This is a genomic window from Actinomadura coerulea, assembly GCF_014208105.1.
GTDB lineage: Bacteria > Actinomycetota > Actinomycetes > Streptosporangiales > Streptosporangiaceae > Spirillospora > Spirillospora coerulea.
Genome location: NZ_JACHMQ010000001.1, coordinates 1,119,789 through 1,137,894 on the forward strand (window position 1 = coordinate 1,119,789; position 18,106 = coordinate 1,137,894).

Below are 18,106 nucleotides of genomic sequence, written 5' to 3' on the forward strand. Positions count from 1 at the left end.
TCGTCAGCGCGCGCTCAGGCCGGCACCGTCTCGCGCCGCTCCAGCCGGATCGGCTCCTCCTCCAGGTTCACCGCGGCGCGCGTCGGGTCCCACTTGACGATCACGCAGGTGACCAGGCCGAGCAGCGGCACGGCCGACAGCACCATCAGGCTGGCGCCTACCCCGAAAGCGGCCTGGAGCTGCGGGAACACGTACAGGCCCGCGACGGAGCCGAAGCTGCCGAGCATCCCGGTGACGCCGGTGCCGAGGGTGCGGATGTCGCTGCGGTACGACAGCGCCGCGATCGACTTGCCGTTCGGGCCGGGGCCGGCGGAGTGGAAGAAGATGAACAGCACCGGCAGCGCCGCGGCCAGCGCGATCGGGAGCTGCTTGAACGTCGCGCCCATGACCAGCAGCGCCACGAACACCACGGCGTACCCCGCCGCCGAGCTCACCCGCAGGCCGAGCCGGCGGCCGAAGTAGGCCGACAGGCATCCGCCGGCGATGCCGACCGCGTTGAACGCCATCGAGCCCGCGGTCGCCTTCTCGAACTCCCGGCCGAACAGCTCCAGGCTGATCACCGGCAGGTACCAGCCGACGGCGAAGTACTGCATGGACTGGGTCAGGGAGATCACCGTCGACAGCACGGTCCGGGGCAGGTACGCGCCGCGGAACAGGACCCCGGCGTCCCGGATGCCGACCTGGTGCCGCGCCTCCCGGACCTGCGGCGTCTCCGGCGGGCCCTCCTCCGCCCGCATCCCGTACATGCGGCGCAGGTTCGCGGCGCTCTCCCGCAGCCGGCCCTTGGACGCCAGCCAGGTCGGGCTCTCCACCAGGAAGGCCATCTGGAGGACGAGCAGCGCGGTCGCGAAGACGACCGCCGACCCCACCGACCACCGCCAGATGTCGGAGCCGACGTCCAGCTTGTAGAACACCAGCGTGAGCGCGAGGTTGGTGGTCGTCGCCATGTACCAGACGCCCTGCCAGAAGTTGAGCCTGCCCTTGAGCGAGGACGGGGTGTACTCGGCGAGCAGCGCCATCGCCACGGCGAAGTCGATGCCGTAGGCGACGCCCACCAGGGCCCGCCCGGCGAAGACGGTCTGGAAGTCCGAGCCGACCGCGGTCAGGACCGCGCCGACCCCGAAGATGACCTTCGTCATCAGCAGGGGCCGGATCCGGCCGATCCGGGCGGCGAGCCAGCCGCCGAAGGGATTGGAGACGATCGCGATGGCCGGGGCCATCGCGGTGAGCACGCTGACCTGCGTGGGCGACAGGTCCAGCTGCTCGACCATGGGGGACAGCCCCGCGCCCAGCGCCGCGTTGGAGTAGGCGTCCAGGAACAGGCCCGACAGGGCCAGGAACCAGATCCAGTTCGCCCGGCCGCGCAGACCGGTGAGGGTGTCGATGAGACCGGCCGCGTCCGCCGCGTTGCGGATGACCGCCGTTCTCGTGCTCGCAGGGCCGTCGTTCATGCCCGCCGCCTTTCGGGGGTTGAAACCCTTGCCAGCGGTCCGGGAATGACAAAAGGCACAGACGAAGACCACTGACAGGGGTGTCTTCGTCTGTGCCTGTCGGTTGACGGGAGGTTAGGCGGGCCCGATCCGATGTGTCAAGCGCCACAACGTCCGTCCCGCCCGGCGTGAACCGGCCGCGAACCCGCAGGCCAGCGGTACCCGAAGGCGTCGCGCTGGGTTCCCGCCGGGCCGAGAGTCCTCATTGTGGCCTCGCGGACGTCGACCCCCTCCGGCGCCCATTGACAGCCGGCTCGTCGAAGAGGTCGTCCACGGCGAGGACATCCGCCGGCCCTTGGGCATCATCCACGCCTATCCGCTGGAGGCCGTCGTCAGATCGCTCCGCTACCAGGCCCGCACACCGGTGTCGTTCGGCGGAGCCAAGGAGTTGACGGCCCGCCTCCGCCTGACCGCGACGGACGCCGGTCTCTCGATCGGTGACGGCCCGGAAGCGAGCGGAGCCGCGCTCTCCCTGCTCCTGGCGATCTCCGGCCGCCGCGCGGCGATGAACGATCTCTCCGGACCGGGCGTCCCCGCGCTGGCGACGCCCGTCTGACCGGGGGCCCGCCCTCCATGATCACGACTCGGCGACGACTGCCGGAAATGCCGGTTTCATTGAGTATTCGGGCTTTACGGTTCCGCCGTGACCACGCCACCTCCCTCTGACGACGTTCCGAACGACTCGGAGCCGTCCCCCGCCTGGGCTCCGCCCGATGCCGCCGCATCCCCGATCATTCCGCCCGCCCCTGCGCCGGACGTGGTCCCGCCCGCCCCCGCCGGGCGCCGGACGAACCGGTTCGCGGTCATCGCGCTGGCCACGGGGCTGCTCGGCCTGGCCCCGGTCGCGGTCGGCTTCGTCATCGCCGCGCTCGTCCAGACGGGCCGCCGCGGCGAGAAGGGCAAGGGCCTCGCCATCGGCGGACTCGTCGCCTCCGTCGCCTGGGCCGCCGCCGTCGCCCTGACGCTCGCCCTGCTGCCCGCGGACGTGAACGAATCGTCCGTACGCGAGGACGGAAAGGTGGCGGTCATCGCCATGCGGCCCGGTGAGTGCTTCAACGAGTTCGAGGAGGGACCTGCCGGCATGTTCGTGCGGCGGTCACCCTGCTCCACGCCTCATCAGGGAGAAGTCGGCGCTGAGGGGGAGCTGCCGAACATCCCGTATCCGGGGGAGAAGGAAGTGGCCGCAGGGGCGTTGACGGTCTGTCAGGAGCGCACCGACTTTCTACTGGGAAGCCAGTACGGCCCTGATCTGAAGCTCCATGTCGCGCCACCGGACGAGAACGCATGGAAGAACGGAAGGCGGGCCGCGAAATGCGTCATGCTCTACGCGGGCTCTGGGCGGCTTCCGACGTCCCTCGACCAGACCCTGGAAACGAGATCGAAAGACACTTCCGAGCTCTTGCCGGGTGACTGCATCAGGAAATGGGAAGACTACGGCATCCATCCCCTCGTCCCCTGCAACAGGGTGCATCAGTACGAGGTGTTCGCCGTCTACACGATGCACGGCGACGAGTACCCGGGGGAGGAGGCCGTGGAAGAAAAGGTGAGCGAAGGCTGCACCAAGCGTGCCCGCAAAGTCTGGGGGGCGAATCCCCCCAATGACATCGACGACACCGCCTACGTGGCCCCGACCGAGCAATCCTGGGGTTACGGGCGCCGATTCGTCATCTGCCTGGTCGAGGGCAGCCCTGAACCTCTGAAGCGTTCAGTGGTCCCGCACTGACCCGTCCCCGGGGCGGGCACCAGATCCCTGAGGCGACAGAGCCGTGCACCGGCGATCACAGCAACGGCGCGGCGACCTCACCGATCTCGGGGCCTGTGACGAGGAAGGTCTGCAGGTCGTGGCACCAGGATGGCGTGGGGTTGGCGGGGACGAGGGTCGGCAGCAGGCGGCGCAACGCCGCGGCCCAGTCCCGCTGGCTCTGCGTGCGAGCGCTGCTCTCCAGCTCGGCCAGCGGGTGCGGGCGGCGCGCCGACTCGGCGTTGCCGAGCAGAGCGATCAGGTGAGGCCAGCGGATCGCGAACGCGGCCAGCTTCGCGACCTGCTCGCCGGAGGCCGCCGGCTCACCGTGCAGGCGACGGAGTTCGTTGATGAAGGTGTAGAAGCGGAAGAGGTTGATGAAGCGCTTGATCTCACGCGGGTTGCGGGTGGCCAGGACCGACAGCGCGGAGGTGATGGCCTCGTGCGCGGCCGCGTCGCTGTAGAGCTCGGCGAAGATCTCCTCGGCGGCCGAGAGGGTGTCCGGCAGCAGCGGCTCGCCGACTCCGGTGACCTCGCGTTGCGCCTCGATCGCGGCCTCCCGCAGCGTGCCGGGAGTCGGCGCTCGATCGCGTATCGCCCGGGTCAGCCGCGCCGCCTCCGCGGTCGTGAGGCCCGGCCCGGCATCGGATCGCGACGGCGTGGAAGGCCGGGCTCCGCGACCGTCGCCGCCCCGCTCCCGGGCGGCACTCTGCTGGGGCCCGGCCCCGGCGGACACGGAGCCGCTCGGTTCGGCCGCGGACGGCGACGCCGCGGGGGCCGCGTCCGGGACGGGCGGGCCGTCATCCGTTCCTGACGGTACGAAGCCCGGTCCGGCGGCGCTCCGGGGTGGCGGGTCCTCGGCTCCCAGCTTGAGCAGGGTGCGGACGTACCGCGGAAGCTCCGCGTCCTCGCGGGGGGCCGGAAGGCTGACCGACAGCTGAACGATCTTCTCCAGGAACCGCCAGCCGAGCGTGGACCAGTCACCGGGCAGCCGTCCCTGCTGATGGGCGCCGGCCAGATCCTGATAGGCCACCTCCACATGGGCGGCCACGGCTCCGGGTTCCATCCCGAGCACGAAGACGCAGTTGGGGAACTCCCCCGCGAGGAACAGGTTGATGGCCTCGATCACCTGGGCGACCGTGCCCGGAGAGCAGCGGTCCAGGTCGTCGACGAAGACGACCAGCGGCCGCTGCGGTGTGGCCACCAGGTCGAGGACGCGCTTCATGTCCGTCTGGACCAGGTGCAGGAAGCCCAGCCTGGACGCGTAGCCGGGTTCGGGCACCAGCTTGTCGAACGAGCCGCTGAGCTCGGCCGACAGCAGCTTGTGGCCTCCGGCGAGCAGATCGGGTTCCTTGACGAGCCTGGCCGCCGGCCCGGCCACCGCGCTCCGCAGGAATCCGGCCACTTTGGCGGCGGCCATACCGATGAGCAGAAGGGTCCCGCCGCCGAGCACGCTCCCGGACGCGAACCGCACCGCCTCCTCGATGCCCGGCAGGACCGGTGCCAGGAGCAGGCCGCAGACCCCGACCACCACACCGATCGCCCAGACGGCCAGCAGCGGGAGAAGCCGCTCGAACAGGACACGGTGGCAGCGGCGGCGCACGGCCTCGCGATCCACGCGGCGGAGATTGAGCCGCAGCCAGAAGCGTTCGCGGTCGCCGACGGCCATGCGGGAACTGACCTGTGTGATGATCTCGTGCGCCAGCCCGGCCCAGACCTGCTCGCCGTTCTGGTAGATCCACGGGTTGAACCAGACCGTGGGCCGCCACTGCCGCTCGGCGATCCGGTCGCTGGGCGCCGCTTCGGCCCGCAGGGCCTCGTCGGCGCCTCCCGGCGCCCCGGCCTCGCCGGTGCCGGGCCGCGCCGTTTCGGGGGACGGGGCGTCCTCGTCCGGTCCGGCCGCCCGGTCGAGCACCTCGCGGTTGGTCACCCGCGCCTCGGACGCCTTCGCGGACCTCCTCCGGCGGCCCCGCCGGAGGGTCCCGACCATGCGCCGCGACTCCGGGGTGAGCCGGATATCGATCGGGTCGGCGCCTGCGCCGGGGTCGAGGTTCTGCTGGACCATCCTCATCAGCGAGGTCTTGCCCGCGCCCCACGGGGCCTTGACGCCGATCGTCAGTGGGGGGCGGGTGTCGGCGTGGCGGATGAAGGCGGCGATCGCATCCGCGTACGGGCGGTACGCGAGCCGGTCGTCGGTGGTCCAGAAGTCCCGGGTGACGAACGCCTCCGGCATGGCGTCCCGGCGGACGAACTCCACGTACCGGTGGACGGCCGCTCGCCGTGACGCCTCGCCCTCCTCGGCGCGCACCTCGTCCTTGGCGTAGCTCAACAGGAGCGGGTGCATCCGGTAGCGCCCGGGGTTGACCGACTCGATGAGGTTGGACTTGGCCAGATCGTCCAGCAGGCGTTCGGCCTCCGCCACCCCTCTCCCGAGCAGCGCCGCGGTGGCCTCGCGCGTGAAGTCGAGTCCCTCGACGAGGCTGAGCAGCCGGAAGGCCCGGCGGACGTCGTCGTCCAGACTGCGATAGGAGACGCCGAACGCGGACCGTACGGTGTTCTCCCCGTCGCGGTCGCCGCCGGCCTCCTCCTCGATGAGCGCGCGGACGGCATCGGAGATCCGGTCGCCCTGGTACAGCTGCAGATTGGCGGCGGCGATGCGGAGCGCCAGAGGCAGGTATCCGCACCGGCGGACGAGTTCGGCGGCCGCCTCCGCATCGGCTTCCACCCGGCCCCGACCCAGGATCGACTCCAGCAGGGCCACGCCCTCGTCGAGACCGAGCACCCCCAGCCGTATCACCTGGGCTCCGCTCCGGACCAGCAGACCGCGCAGGCTGTTCCGGGTGGTCACGATGGTGACCGACGACGATTCGCCCGGCAGAAGCGCGTGGACCTGCGCATCGTCGCCGGCATTGTCGAGGATGACCAGCACGCGCTTGCGATGCAGCATCGTCCGGTACAGGCGGGCCCGTGCCTCAAGGCCTTCGGGGACGGCCTCTCTGGCCACGCCCAAGGCCATCAGAAAGTCCCCGAGAACCTGTTCGGAGTCGGCGGTCTCCGCATCCGACGCAGTACCGCCGAGGTCGGCCCATAACTGACCGTCAGGAAACCGGTCGCGCACCTGGTGGGCCCATCGGAGGGCCAGTGCGGTCTTGCCGACTCCCGCCATCCCCTCGATCACCACGGTCGCCGGTTGCCCGTCCAGGACCTGGGCGAGCGCCGCGTCGAGACCGGCCAGAGCTTTCTCGCGCCCTACGAAGTCAGGAGTCGGGGCCGGCAGTTGAAAGGGCACAGGCACCTGGGGACCGGCCTGTTGGGCGTAGACGTTGATGTCACCGACACCGACATGCATGTCGCTCGCCACCGCGGAGCCGGCCGTGGCGCCGCGCTCTTCTCCGTAGACGCGCATCCAGGCGGTGCTGTTGTTCTCCTTCACCCGGACCGCGATCCGTTCGAAGCCGCGGGTGTCGAGGTCCGCTTCCACCTCTTGGAAGAGAGCATCGGAGGTGACCAGGACGAGGTCGGCCCCGCGGTCCCGGGACGCGGTCTTGACCGGCGCGGAGTCGATCATCCGGAAGACGGAGTTCACCATGCTCCCGACCACGCCGTGCTGGTCGTGTGCGACCTCACCTTTGTCCACTGCCACCCGCAGTTGCAGTTTCCCTAGGGAACTGGTCCGCGGGCCGTTGCCCCGGATACCGGCCCACAGCAGTTCGGGTAGCCGCCGGAGGAGCACTTCACCGTTGAAGTGCGCGGGTGCGATCACCAGTGCGCCGTCTCCGCGGTCCTCCCGGCGGCATTCCTCAAGGGGGATGCCCGCGGAAGTCAAGGCCTCGAGGAGGACGCCTTCCATCGCAGACCGCACGGTCCGATGCTCGCCCGCGTCCAGGCGGGCGTAACCCACCATGTCCACGGCGATGATCGATGCGAGGCTGGAAAGAGGCCACTCCCAAAGCTCCATTGTGGGATGTCCCTTTCGCTCTCCATGGGGTAGCGGGTCCAGGTGATTATCCCCGCGCCCAACGGACTCTGCTCAGCGTTTGGGGCCTATGCCGCCGTACACGTGGACGTGGGCGTCCGGGACTTCGGACGCCGCGCGGTCGGGGTCGAGGAGGGCGGCGTCCAGGTAGGTGGTCCTGCCTTCGTAGACGATCCGCGACTCCGGCGCGACGGACTGGGCCACCTGTGCAGGGTGGGCGAGGTGGGCAGGCCCGTGCCGATGTCGAGGAACTGGCGGACGCCGAACTCGGCGGTGAGACGACGGGCCGTCCGCGCCATGAATTCCGGTTGGCGCGCATGGACTTCGGCAGGTGGGGCCAGTCGGCGACGATGTCCGCCGCGGCCTCGCGGTCCGCCGGATAGTTGTCCTTGTCGCCGAGAATGTGGTCGTAGACCCTGGCGGAATGGGGGATCCCGGTATTCAGGTCCACCTGGTCCTCGGTCATTTTCGCCATCGCGGACTCGCGGCCATCCTCGTCATTGCATGCAGTGTCGCAGTGATTCTTGCTCGGGGGAGCAATTCTTTCGATTTTCTGACCTTGTGCACTCGGGCTTCCGTGAATGCCGTCGGTCATGCGGGGACGCCTGGATCGTCTCGTGCCTCACCCGCGCCCCGCACGCGACATCGCATCCTCTTGCCAGGTCAGAGGTGATGATCCTTGTCATCGCGATCAACGGTTGCGTGGCCGCAAAACCGGCATGGTCGACTCGTCTGGCGAGACGTCCAGCCGGGACAAGAAGAGCGAACGACGCAAATTGAACACACATTCAGGGGCGGGGTGCCGCGAAGGCGCACTCGGTCCGGATTTCAGAGAACTGCACCCCGAGGATCTCGCAAGAATCTACCTGTGGCCTGTCATTGATCGGTTTCTATTGGCTATATAGAAGAGAGTCCGCGCGGTTCTCGGAAAGGAGCGAAGCCGGATCTTGCGCACGCGCCTTCCCGGCCGGGGAGGCCCCGACGCGTCGCTCACCACCGATTTCCAGAGGCGTGACGGCCACTTCCGGCAGCCGAGCGAGGCGAGGGAGGCGAGGCCGCCGCCCACCAGGAAGGACACAACCCCCTATGACCCGTATCCCCATGCTCCTCGGGGCGCACGGCGCCGGGCGGCGCGTCGCCCCTGTCCGTGGCCGGCCGCGGGCCGAGTCGGCCGCGCCGCCCGCTCCGGACGGGCCGACAGCGGCCGGAAAGCGGGGCCAGGGAACGTGACCGCCCTCGAAGCCGTCAAGGTCCGCGCCCGCGAGGTCGAACCGAACCACCGGCTCGGCGGCAGCATCCGGATGCTCCTGTCGCCGGGCACGGCCCGGTCGACGGCCGGCCTCATGGCGCTGCTCGAACTCCAGCCGGGGGAGTGCGTGAGCGAGCACTACCATCCGTACACCGACGAGCACGTCTACGTCTCCGACGGGCGCCTCGTCCTCGCGGTCAACGGCGCCGAGCAGACCGTGGACGCCCGGGAGTCGGTGCTGATCCGGCGCGGTGCCCGGCACCGCTACGAGAACCGGAGCGACCGGCCGGTGACGGCCGTGCTGTTTCTCGGGCCGCTGGCCCCGAGCCCCGACATGGGGCATGTGGAGACCGCGGAGCCGCCCGGCGGCGGGCCACCGCCGTCGGTGGACGTGCGGCCGTCCGCGGCCGCGGACGCGCGGGAGCCGGCATGAGCGGGCGGCCCGCCCGCCCCGTGGCGATCACCGGGATCGGGGTCCTGACGCCGGGCGCTCCCGGGACGAGCGGCTTCTGGGAGACCGTCACCGGCGGCAAGCCCACCTTCCGCACGATCACCGTGTTCGATCCGGGGCCGTACCGGTCCCGGATGGCGGCGGAGATCGACTTCGACGCCGGAAGGCACGGGCTGACGCCCCGCCAGCGGCGCCGGATGGACCGCGCCGCCCAGTTCGCCGTCGTCACCGCGCGGGAGGCCATGGCCGGCTGCGGGCTCCGGCCCGGCGACCTCGACCCGGCCCGCACGGGCGTGGTCGTCGGCAGCGCGGTCGGCTGCACCGTCTCGCTCGAACGCGAGTACAGCGTGGTCAGCGACAGCGGCCGCCTGGCGGTGGTGGATCCGTCCTACGGCTCTCCGCACCTTCCCGACTACCTCGTTCCGACGTCCCTGGTCCGCGAGGTCGCCTGGGACATCGGCGCGGAGGGGCCCGCCTGCGTGGTGTCGACCGGATGCACCTCCGGCCTGGACGCCGTCGCGCACGGTGTCGAGATCATCCGCGAGGGCGCCGCGGACGTGGTGCTGGCGGGGGCGTGCGAGGCCCCCATCTCCCCGATCACGGTGGCCTGCTTCGACGCGATCCGGGCGACGTCCCCGGACAACGACGATCCCGAGCGGGCCTGCCGCCCCTTCGACGCCACCCGGGCGGGGTTCGTGCTCGGCGAGGGCGCGGCGATGCTGGTGCTGGAGGATGCCGCGGCGGCCCGCGCGCGGGGTGCGCGCGTGCACGCGGAGATCCGCGGGTTCGCGTCCCGGAGCAACGCCTACCACATGACCGGGCTGCGGCCCGACGGGGCCGAGATGGCCGCCGCGATCAGATCGGCGCTGGACGAGGCGGAGATCCCCGCCGAAGGCGTCGACTACGTCAACGCGCACGGGTCGGGCACCAGGCAGAACGACCGGCACGAGACGGCCGCCTTCAAACTCGCGCTCGGTCCTGAGCACGCCTACCGGCTGCCGGTCAGCTCCATCAAGTCGGTGGTGGGCCACTCGCTCGGGGCGATCGGCGCGATCGAGGTGGCGGCGAGCGCGCTGGCGATCGAGCACGACCTCGTCCCGCCCACCGCGAACCTGCGGGAACGCGACCCCGAATGCGACCTCGACTACGTCCCGGGGACGGCACGCGAGCAGCGGGTCGACACGGTGCTCACGGTCGGCAGCGGGTTCGGCGGCTTCCAGAGCGCGATGGTGCTCAGCGCCCCGGGAAGGTGGCCGGGATGACGGGGGCCGCGGCGGCCGCCGAGGACGACCAGGCGGTCATCACCGGGATCGGCGTGGTGTCGCCGAGCGGCCTGGGCGCCGAGCGGCACTGGGAGGCGACCCTCACCGGCCGCGTCGCGATCGGTCCCATCACCCGGTTCGACCCGACCGGCTACCCGGCGCGTCTCTCCGGCGAGGTGCCGGGATTCGTCCCGCGCGACCACCTGCCGGGGCGGCTGCTGCCGCAGACCGACCGCCTCACCCAGCTGGCGCTGACCGCCGCCGAATGGGCGATCACCGACGCCGGGCTGTCGCCGTCCCCCGAGGAGTCGCTGCGGTACGGCGTGGTGCTGGCCAACTCGGCCGGCGGTTTCGAGTTCGGTGAGAACGAGCTGCGCAAGCTGTGGTCGATGGGCCCGAAGAAGGTCAGCGCGTACCAGTCGTACGCCTGGTTCTACGCGGTCAACACCGGCCAGATCTCCATCCGGCACGGGCTGCGCGGCCCGTGCGGGGTCCTCGTCAGCGGCCAGGCCGGGGGGCTGGACGCGATCGGGCAGGCGTGCCGCGTGCTGCGCAAGGGCGCCGAAGCCGTGCTGACCGGGGGGTTCGAGGCCCCGGTGTGCTCGTGGGGGGTGACCGCGATGTCGGCCGGACGGGACGCGCCGACCGCTCCGCGGCTGTCCGCCGGCGACGACCCGGCGACCGCCTACCGCCCCTTCGCCGCCGACGCGTCCGGCCATGTGATCGCCGAGGGCGGCGCGATCCTCGTCCTGGAGCGCGAGGGCCATGCCCGCGCCCGCGGCGCGAGGCACAGGTACGGGCGGGTCGCCGGGTACGCCGCCACGATGGACCCGCCGCCGGGGTCGAGCCGCCCGGCGACGCTGCGCAACGCCGCCGCGCTCGCCCTCGCCGACGCCGGCCTCGCCCCGGAGCGGATCGACGTGGTGTTCGCGGACGCCGCGGGCGCCACGATGCGCGACCGCGCCGAGGCGGAGGCTCTCACCGGGCTGTTCGGCGCCGGGGGCGTGCCGGTGACCGCGCCCAAGGCGATGACCGGGCGGATGTCGGCGGGCGGCGCCGCCGTCGACGTCGCGACCTGCCTGCTGGCCATGCGCGACGGGATGATCCCGCCGACCGCCGACGTCCGGCCCGACCCGTCCTACGGGCTCGACCTCGTCACCGGACGGCCCCGGCCCGCCCGCATCGGCCATGCGCTGATCCTGGCGCGCGGCGAGGGCGGGTTCAACAGCGCCCTCGTCCTGGCCGCCTGCCCCCGCGAGTCCCCGCCCGCGGCCGGACCACCTGATGAACGGGCTCCCCGCGCCCTTACCGGAAACGACCCGAGGAGCTGACATGGCCCAAGACGGCCCGATAACCCTGACCGACCTGGTCGCCGTCCTCCGCGACTGCGCCGGCGAGGACGACGGCGTCGACCTCGGCGGCGACATCGCCGACCGCGCCTTCACCGACCTCGGCTACGACTCCGTCGCGATGATGGAGGTCTCCGCGCGGATGGTCGAGCGCTTCGGCCTGCGGCTCGACGAGGCCCGGCTGTTCGAGCTGGGCACCCCCGCCGAGATGCTCCGCTGCCTCAACCAGGCCGCGGCCGGGGACGGGGAGGTCCGGTCGTGACCGCGAGCACCGACAACCAGATCCTGGTCGACGCGCCCATGGAGCTGGTGTGGGAGCACACCAACGACGTGGCGGGCTGGCCGGACCTGTTCACCGAGTACGCCGCCGTGGAGATCATCGACCGGGACGGCCCCTCGGTGACGTTCCGGCTCACCACCCACCCGGACGAGCAGGGCGACGTCTGGTCGTGGGTGTCGCGGCGCACCCCCGATCCCGAGACCCGCACCGTTCGCGCCCACCGGGTGGAGACCGGGCCGTTCGCGTTCATGAACATCTGCTGGGAGTACCGCCGGCAGGAGGCGGGCGTGCTGATGCGGTGGACGCAGGAGTTCGCGATGAAGCCGGACTCGCCGATCAGCGAGGACGCGATGCGCGACCGGATCAACCGCGGCACCGTCGAGCAGATGGCGCACATCAAGTCCGTCCTGGAGGAACGTGCCCGCAAGGCCTCCGGCGGCGAAGGTTCCGGCGGGTACGGGCCCGGCGGCCTCCACGCGCAGCGCCTGCTGTACCTGACATGCGGGATGCGGCTGGCCGCGGTGGTGGGCACGCTGGCGGAACTGGGCGTGGCGGATCTGGCCGCGACCGCGCCGCGCTCCGTCACCGAACTGGCCGCGGCCACCGGCACCGTGCCGGACGCGCTCTACCGCCTCCTGCGCTGCGCCGCCTCCGTCGGAATCCTGGAGGAGCAGCCGGACGGACGGTTCGCGAGCACACCGCTGGGCGACGGGTTGCGCGCCGACGACCCCTACAGCCTGCTGCCCCTGGTCGAGCACAGCGCGCGGTCGTTCGTGACGAAGCCGTTCGGGGCGCTGGCGCACAGCGTCCGCACCGGCGAGCCCGCCACGGTCCCGACGCTGGGTACCGACATCTGGCGCTATTTCGAGGACAACCCCGAGGACGGTGCCCGCTTCGACCGCACCATGACGACGCTGGGGCGCTGGGAGACGGAGCGGCACCTGGACGTCGTCGGGCCGGAGCGGTTCGGCCGGATCGCCGACCTCGGCGGCGGGCAGGGCCACTTCCTCGCGGCGGCGCTGCGGCGCGCGCCGGACGCGACGGGCGTTCTGTTCGAGCGGCCGTGCGCCGTCAAGGCCGCGGGGGAGGTGCTCGAAGCGCAGGGGGTCGCCGAGCGCGTCACCCGGATCGCCGGCGACTTCTTCACCGACCCGCTGCCGGACGACTGCGACGCCTACGTGCTCAAGGCCGTCCTGCACAACTGGCCGGACGAGCCGGCCGCCGAGCTGCTGACCGCCGTGCGCGGGGCGATCGGGGACCGCCGCGAGGCGCGGCTCTTCGTCGTCGAGCACGTGGTGGCGGAGGGGAACGGGTGGGACCACGCCAAGTTCCTCGACCTCGACATGCTCGTGCTGTTCGGCGGCCGCGAGCGGGGCCCGCGCGAGTGGCGGCGGCTTCTCGCGCGATGCGGGTTCGCGCTGGTCGACCGCCCCCGGGAGGGCCACTGGACAGTTCTGGAATGCCGCCCCGTGGAGGCCGCGTGACCGGGCGCCGGTGACCCGGGCCCGCCGATCCCGATGTCAAGGAGGACGAGCATGCTTCCCCAAGCCCCGCCGCCGACCCACCGGGCGGTCATGATCCGGAGGATCGCGCCCGGCGACCGGGACGCCGTCGCGGCGGTGTTCCGCGAGCACGACCGCACCGACCTGCCCCGCCGCATCGGCGTCACCCGCCGCACCCTGCTGACCTTCCACGACCTGTACATCCACCTGGTCGAAGGTGACGCCTCGTTCGAGAAGGCCCTGTACGCGGCCGGCGACGACCCCGGGTTCCGCGACATCAACGCCAGGCTCGCGACGCTCCTCGTCCCCTACGACAGGAACCGGCCGGCCATGCGCCAGGCCCAGGCGGAGGAGTTCTACCACTGGTCGGACGACCGGCCGCAGGCGACGTACCGGCTGCTGCTGGAGATCAGCGTGGACGAGGCGCGCGGCGCGGAGTTCGAACGGACCTGGCGCCAGATGGCCGCCGTCGCGGCCCGCCATCCCGGGCACGTCGCCCAGTCGCTGTCGCGCGACCTCGCCGACCCCGGCACCTTCCATCTGGTCAGCGACTGGACCGACGAGGACGCCCACGAGCGCTTCCTCGCCTCGTCCGGGCACCGGGCCCTCGCCGCCGCGCTCCGCGGCCTGGACGCCAAGGTCCGCGCGACCCGCACGCGCGTCAGCGCCCACCACGCCGGCCCGGCCGAGGACGACCGGACCGCAGAGCCGTCCGAGACCGGGAGGCGGCGATGAGCGAGCCGACCGGCACGGACGAGGCCGGCGGCCCCTCGCCGGCGCCGCCGCCGATCAACGACGTCCGCACACCCGGCCCGGTCGTGCGCGCGCGGATGCTGTCGGGCGACGTCGGCTACGCGGTGACCCGGGCGGCCGAGGCGCAGCACGTGCTGTGCGACCCGGCCTTCAGCAGCGCCGCGACGTTCCTGCCCCGCGCGCCCGCGGAGCCGCGGGAGCCGGTCGGCTCCAGCAGGGTCCTGTTCGAGATGGACCCGCCCGAGCACACCCGGCTCCGCCGTGCGGTCGCCCAGGCGTTCAACCGCCGCCGCGTCGAGGCCATGGGGGCGGGGATCGAGGAGGTCGTCGACGGGCTGCTGGACGAGACGGCCGCGGCGGGTCCGCCGGCCGACCTGGTCCAGACCCTGTGCGCGCCGCTGCCGCTCACCGACATCTGCGAGCTGCTCGGCGTGCCGCGCGAGGACCGCTACTCCTTCCGCGGCTGGGCCGAGACGATCATGGCGCTGCGCGGCCACTCCCCGCGGGAGATCGACCGGGCCCGGGCCGCGATCCAGCGCTACTTCGCCGACCTGGTCGCGGCCAGACGCGCCGACCCGGCCGACGACCTGGTCAGCGAACTGCTGACGGCCCGCGACCGGGAGGAGCGGATCACCGAGGCGGAGCTGGTCAGGCTCGCGATCACACTCCTGATCGCCGGGCACGGGCCCACGATGAACCAGCTCGCCCGGAGCGTGTACGCCCTCCTGACGCGCCCGGAGATGTACGCCGCGCTGCACCGCGACCCGGAGCTGGTGACGACGGCGGTGGAGGAACTGCTGCGGACGGTGCCGTCGGTGCCGGTCGCCACCCCGCGCCTGGCCCTCCGGGACGTGGAGATCGGCGGTGTGCCGATACCCGCCGGAAGCACGGTCGCGGTGTCGTCGCTCGCGGCCAACCGCGATCCCGCCCTGTTCACCGACCCGGAGGTGACGGACCTCGGCCGCACCGAGAACAGGCACCTGACGTTCGGTTACGGCCCCCACTTCTGCGTCGGCGCACAGCTCGCCCGGACCGAACTGCGGACGGCGCTCGCCGCCCTGACACGTCGCTTCCCCGACCTGCGTCTGGCCGTCCCCCCGGAAGCCGTCCGGTGGCGGACGGACTCACTCTTCCACGGCCCCGTGGAGCTGCCCGTGACCTGGTGACCCGGTGGCCCGCCCGGTGCGCGGAGACGGCTCGCGCGGCGGGGTCAGGGGGCGCGCCCGGTCAGCCTCGCGACCGTGTCGTCCAGTGCCCGGACCTGCGACGACTCGCCGGCGTAGGCGTGGACCAGCGAGAGGAACTCCTGGAGGCCGCCGGGGAACTCCGAGCACGTGCGGACGATCGAATGGACGTCCAGATGGGGCTGCGCGCGGCGCGGCACGCGAATCGCGATCTCCTTGCGCAGGGCGTCCACGATCTGCTGCCGGCCCTCGGCCGTCGTCAGCAGCGGAATGTCCATGAGCCGGTCGACGATCTCGAAGAGGGCGGGGAGACCGGCGGACTGCTCCTGATCCGGTGGGAGGCGCGCGTCCGAGCCCGGGGCACGCGGTTCGGTGCCGCTGGCCGGAAGCGGCCCCACCTGAGCGGGGGAATTGGCGGCGTCCCCCGCCGGTGCCGCCGGGCGCGCGCCGCGGATGCAGAGCCAGGCGGTCGTGTCGGTCTCCTTGAGACGCACCTCGATCGGCCGGAACTCCGTGGGGTCGACGGCGCCGCGGCCCTCCTGGATCACCGTGCGGTAGAACTCGTCGGACGCCAGGACCCCCAGGTCGACCGGCACCGCGGCGAGCGCCTCCTTGAAGGACGGCGCGTCCAGGAGCCGGTTGACGTGGTTGACGGAGGTGCCGACGATCCCCTCGGCGTCCGATTCGAGCGGCCCGCCGTGCAGCGCGATCCGCAGCCGCATCCGGGCGTGTTCGGCGGCCAGCCCGTTGTGCCTGCGCAGAGCGCCGCGCAGGTGGTCGGGCAGCGGATGGGCCAGGCGGGACGGGTCGTAGGACGGCGGCAGCACGACGATGACACCGTCGCCGCGGTCCTCCTGGTAACAGCCTTCGAGGGGGATGCCCGACGCCTCGAAACAGCTCCGGAGAGCCTCGTATAAGACGGTTCGCAGATGGCTTTGCACGTGGTCAGCGCGTTTGCTGAAACTGATGATGTCGCAGACGAAGAGCGTGCAATGACCGGTCGGGGTCCAGCCTGTCCCCGCTTCGCCGGAGCCGTTCCGCATGACCTCTGATGCCCCTTGAACGATTAGATTGCCCCCAAGGGTGCACGCATGGTGCTCACTCCGGCAAGTAGGGTTCCGATCGACCGCTCCAGCGAATGGGCGCCCCTTGTGGGGGTGTGGTAAATCCCATTGTGTCCGGCGACGCAGAACGACCGGGCGGTCGCGGCCTACATTGACTGGCGGAACGGCCGGGGGCGGGGAGGCGGTGACGGAGCATGGCGGACGAGGAGTCGAGGTGGCCCGCCCTGGTGCCGTCGGCTCCGCTGTCGCTGGGGCACGCGCAGGAGCAGGTCCTCGCGGAGCAGACCACCGCCGACATCGTCGCGCTGCTCTTGGACATACCGGATATGCGGGAGGCCACCGCCCGCTCCATCGTCCTGCATTACATCAGCGAGCACGTGCGCGCACCGGTGCTGCTGCCGGATCTGCCGCAGCCGAGGTATTACCTCTACCACCTCGTGCTCGCCTGCCGGGAAATACCCGACGGGCTCCAGTTGCTGGTCCGCGCGATCGAGTTCGTGGCCGGCCCGACCGCGGCCGTGGCGCACCTGAAGCGCATGCTGAGCCCGGTCCGCGCCCACCTGGAGCCGGTCGTCGAGACCCAGATCGAGGACCTGCTGACCGGCCTGCGGATACCGTCCCTCACTCGCCTCTACGTGGCCGCCACCGGAAACAGCATCGCCACCGTCCCGTTCCGACTCACCGACGCCTGGGACGCGTTCTCGGCGCTGCTCGACCACAACACCGCCTCCGGGAAGCCCTCTCCGCACCTGATATTCGTCGCGATGCTGCTCCAGACGATGCAGACGCGCCAGACCGCGGGAAGCGCGGGGACCGAGGAGGCGTGGCGGCTCAAAAGGCTGCGCGAGTGGCTGGCCCTGCAGACCGAGCAGTTGCGCGGCGCGGGAGACGTCGCCCAGGCCGATTACCTCGATCGTATGCGCGACCGTTCCGGGGTGCTTGCGACGCGTGCCGACAAGCCCATCTACCTCATCATCCAGCTCGAACCGCTCCCGGATCTCGTCGAGGACGAGGTCGTGTTCCGGCTCTCGCATTGGCGGCAGATTCACCCGCTCGAATGGCGCCCTGAGCCGGGGGAGGACGAGTTGGTCCCCATGAGTTCGGTGCGTGAGCGCGTCGGTGCCCTGATCCACGAGGCCGAGCGCGGCTGGGCCTACGACCTCGACGACTCCCTGGTGCTGGAGTTCGTGCTGCCGCTCGACATGATCAACCTCGATGTGGACCAGTGGACACGCGATGCGTCGGAGATGCCGGATCCGCCGCCGCTCGGCGCGGAGTACGAGATCCTCGTCCGGAGCCAGGAGAGGCTGCGCGCGTTCGGTTTCCACCGCGCCTGGCGCCAGCGCTGGCAGGTGCTCGTCGACGCCGTCGACGGCCTCACCTACTGGGCCGCTCCGGGGGAGCCCGCCCATCCGCGTCCGATGGGCGATCGGCTCCTGAGCCGCCGCGAGATCGTCGCGTGCGTGCTGAGCGGTCCGCCCGATCGCGAGCCCGGCCGCAGCGAACTCTGGAAGGCGCTGCGCGCGGGGGTGCCCGTGGTGCTCTGGCACAGGGCGGAACGGCTCGCCCCGGAAATGCGGGAGGCGGTGCGGCAGGTCGTCGACCGTCCCGACATCAGAGCCCTGCCGACCGAGATCAGACGGCTCCGTGGAAACACGCCGTCCGATGACCGCAATGGTCGCTCCGCGCTGGAACTAACCCTCCTATGGGATGACCCGAATCACTTCCTGGACGATGCCAGTGCACTTCGGGCTCCTGCATCGCGGATGTGACGTTTGACGCGATGTGACTGGTAGGGCCACAAC

14 protein-coding genes and 1 pseudogene are annotated in these 18,106 nt (G+C 71.7%); 10 read left to right on the top strand and 5 right to left on the bottom strand.

Going from position 1 to position 18,106, the window contains the following annotated elements; genetic code table 11:
- Positions 1–14: 14 nt before the first annotated feature.
- The gene (locus tag BKA00_RS05345; RefSeq protein ID WP_185023854.1) at positions 15–1,451 is read right to left on the bottom strand and encodes an MFS transporter; all 1,437 of its coding nucleotides are present in this window, start codon (positions 1,449–1,451) and stop codon (positions 15–17) included.
- A gap of 334 nt (positions 1,452–1,785) precedes the next feature.
- Between BKA00_RS05345 and BKA00_RS05350 the strand changes: the two genes are divergently transcribed.
- The gene (locus BKA00_RS05350; protein WP_221493020.1) at positions 1,786–2,046 is read left to right on the top strand and encodes a hypothetical protein; all 261 of its coding nucleotides are present in this window, start codon (positions 1,786–1,788) and stop codon (positions 2,044–2,046) included.
- 87 nt (positions 2,047–2,133) lie between these two features.
- Complete coding sequence (locus tag BKA00_RS40275; RefSeq protein WP_185023855.1) at positions 2,134–3,213, top strand: DUF4190 domain-containing protein; 1,080 nt, start codon at positions 2,134–2,136, stop codon at positions 3,211–3,213.
- Positions 3,214–3,268: 55 nt separating this feature from the next.
- On the opposite strand, the gene BKA00_RS05360 is transcribed toward BKA00_RS40275, so the two are convergent.
- From BKA00_RS05360 to BKA00_RS40760, 3 genes and pseudogenes are all read right to left on the bottom strand, one after another.
- The gene (locus BKA00_RS05360) at positions 3,269–6,874 is read right to left on the bottom strand and encodes a P-loop NTPase fold protein (RefSeq protein WP_185023856.1); all 3,606 of its coding nucleotides are present in this window, start codon (positions 6,872–6,874) and stop codon (positions 3,269–3,271) included.
- Positions 6,875–7,261: 387 nt separating this feature from the next.
- Positions 7,262–7,411, bottom strand: a complete 150-nt coding sequence (locus tag BKA00_RS38635; protein ID WP_230298942.1) for a hypothetical protein — start codon at positions 7,409–7,411, stop codon at positions 7,262–7,264.
- Between the two features lie 59 nt (positions 7,412–7,470).
- Positions 7,471–7,802: pseudogene (locus tag BKA00_RS40760) on the bottom strand (SAM-dependent methyltransferase); the annotation flags it as partial.
- Between the two features lie 631 nt (positions 7,803–8,433).
- Here BKA00_RS40760 and BKA00_RS05370 point away from each other — a divergent pair.
- The 7 genes from BKA00_RS05370 to BKA00_RS05400 are packed head-to-tail and all read left to right on the top strand — an operon-like array spanning position 8,434 to position 15,219.
- Entirely contained in the window at positions 8,434–8,889 is a 456-nt protein-coding gene (locus BKA00_RS05370) for a cupin domain-containing protein (RefSeq protein WP_230298943.1), read from the top strand.
- A complete protein-coding gene (locus BKA00_RS05375) occupies positions 8,886–10,169 on the top strand; it encodes a beta-ketoacyl-[acyl-carrier-protein] synthase family protein (RefSeq protein ID WP_185023857.1) in 1,284 nt (427 codons plus the stop codon). Before BKA00_RS05370 ends, BKA00_RS05375 begins: the two co-directional genes overlap by 4 nt.
- Positions 10,166–11,500 (top strand): ketosynthase chain-length factor, encoded by a 1,335-nt coding sequence (locus BKA00_RS05380; RefSeq protein WP_185023858.1) that lies wholly within the window; start codon positions 10,166–10,168, stop codon positions 11,498–11,500. The genes BKA00_RS05375 and BKA00_RS05380 overlap by 4 nt, the downstream gene beginning before the upstream one ends.
- Position 11,501: 1 nt before the next feature.
- Positions 11,502–11,780 carry an acyl carrier protein gene (locus tag BKA00_RS05385; RefSeq protein WP_185023859.1) on the top strand — a complete coding sequence of 93 codons (279 nt, stop codon included), beginning with the start codon at positions 11,502–11,504 and terminating at the stop codon, positions 11,778–11,780.
- Positions 11,777–13,282, top strand: a complete 1,506-nt coding sequence (locus tag BKA00_RS05390; protein WP_185023860.1) for a methyltransferase — start codon at positions 11,777–11,779, stop codon at positions 13,280–13,282. The genes BKA00_RS05385 and BKA00_RS05390 overlap by 4 nt, the downstream gene beginning before the upstream one ends.
- 51 nt (positions 13,283–13,333) lie before the next feature.
- A complete protein-coding gene (locus BKA00_RS05395; RefSeq protein WP_185023861.1) occupies positions 13,334–14,035 on the top strand; it encodes a TcmI family type II polyketide cyclase in 702 nt (233 codons plus the stop codon).
- Entirely contained in the window at positions 14,032–15,219 is a 1,188-nt protein-coding gene (locus tag BKA00_RS05400) for a cytochrome P450 (RefSeq protein ID WP_185023862.1), read from the top strand. Before BKA00_RS05395 ends, BKA00_RS05400 begins: the two co-directional genes overlap by 4 nt.
- 44 nt (positions 15,220–15,263) lie before the next feature.
- On the opposite strand, the gene BKA00_RS40280 is transcribed toward BKA00_RS05400, so the two are convergent.
- Positions 15,264–16,178, bottom strand: a complete 915-nt coding sequence (locus tag BKA00_RS40280) for an effector-associated domain 2-containing protein (RefSeq protein WP_185023863.1) — start codon at positions 16,176–16,178, stop codon at positions 15,264–15,266.
- Positions 16,179–16,495: 317 nt separating this feature from the next.
- Here BKA00_RS40280 and BKA00_RS05410 point away from each other — a divergent pair, with 317 nt between their 5' ends.
- Entirely contained in the window at positions 16,496–18,073 is a 1,578-nt protein-coding gene (locus BKA00_RS05410; protein WP_185023864.1) for a VMAP-C domain-containing protein, read from the top strand.
- The last annotated feature ends 33 nt before the right edge of the window (positions 18,074–18,106 follow it).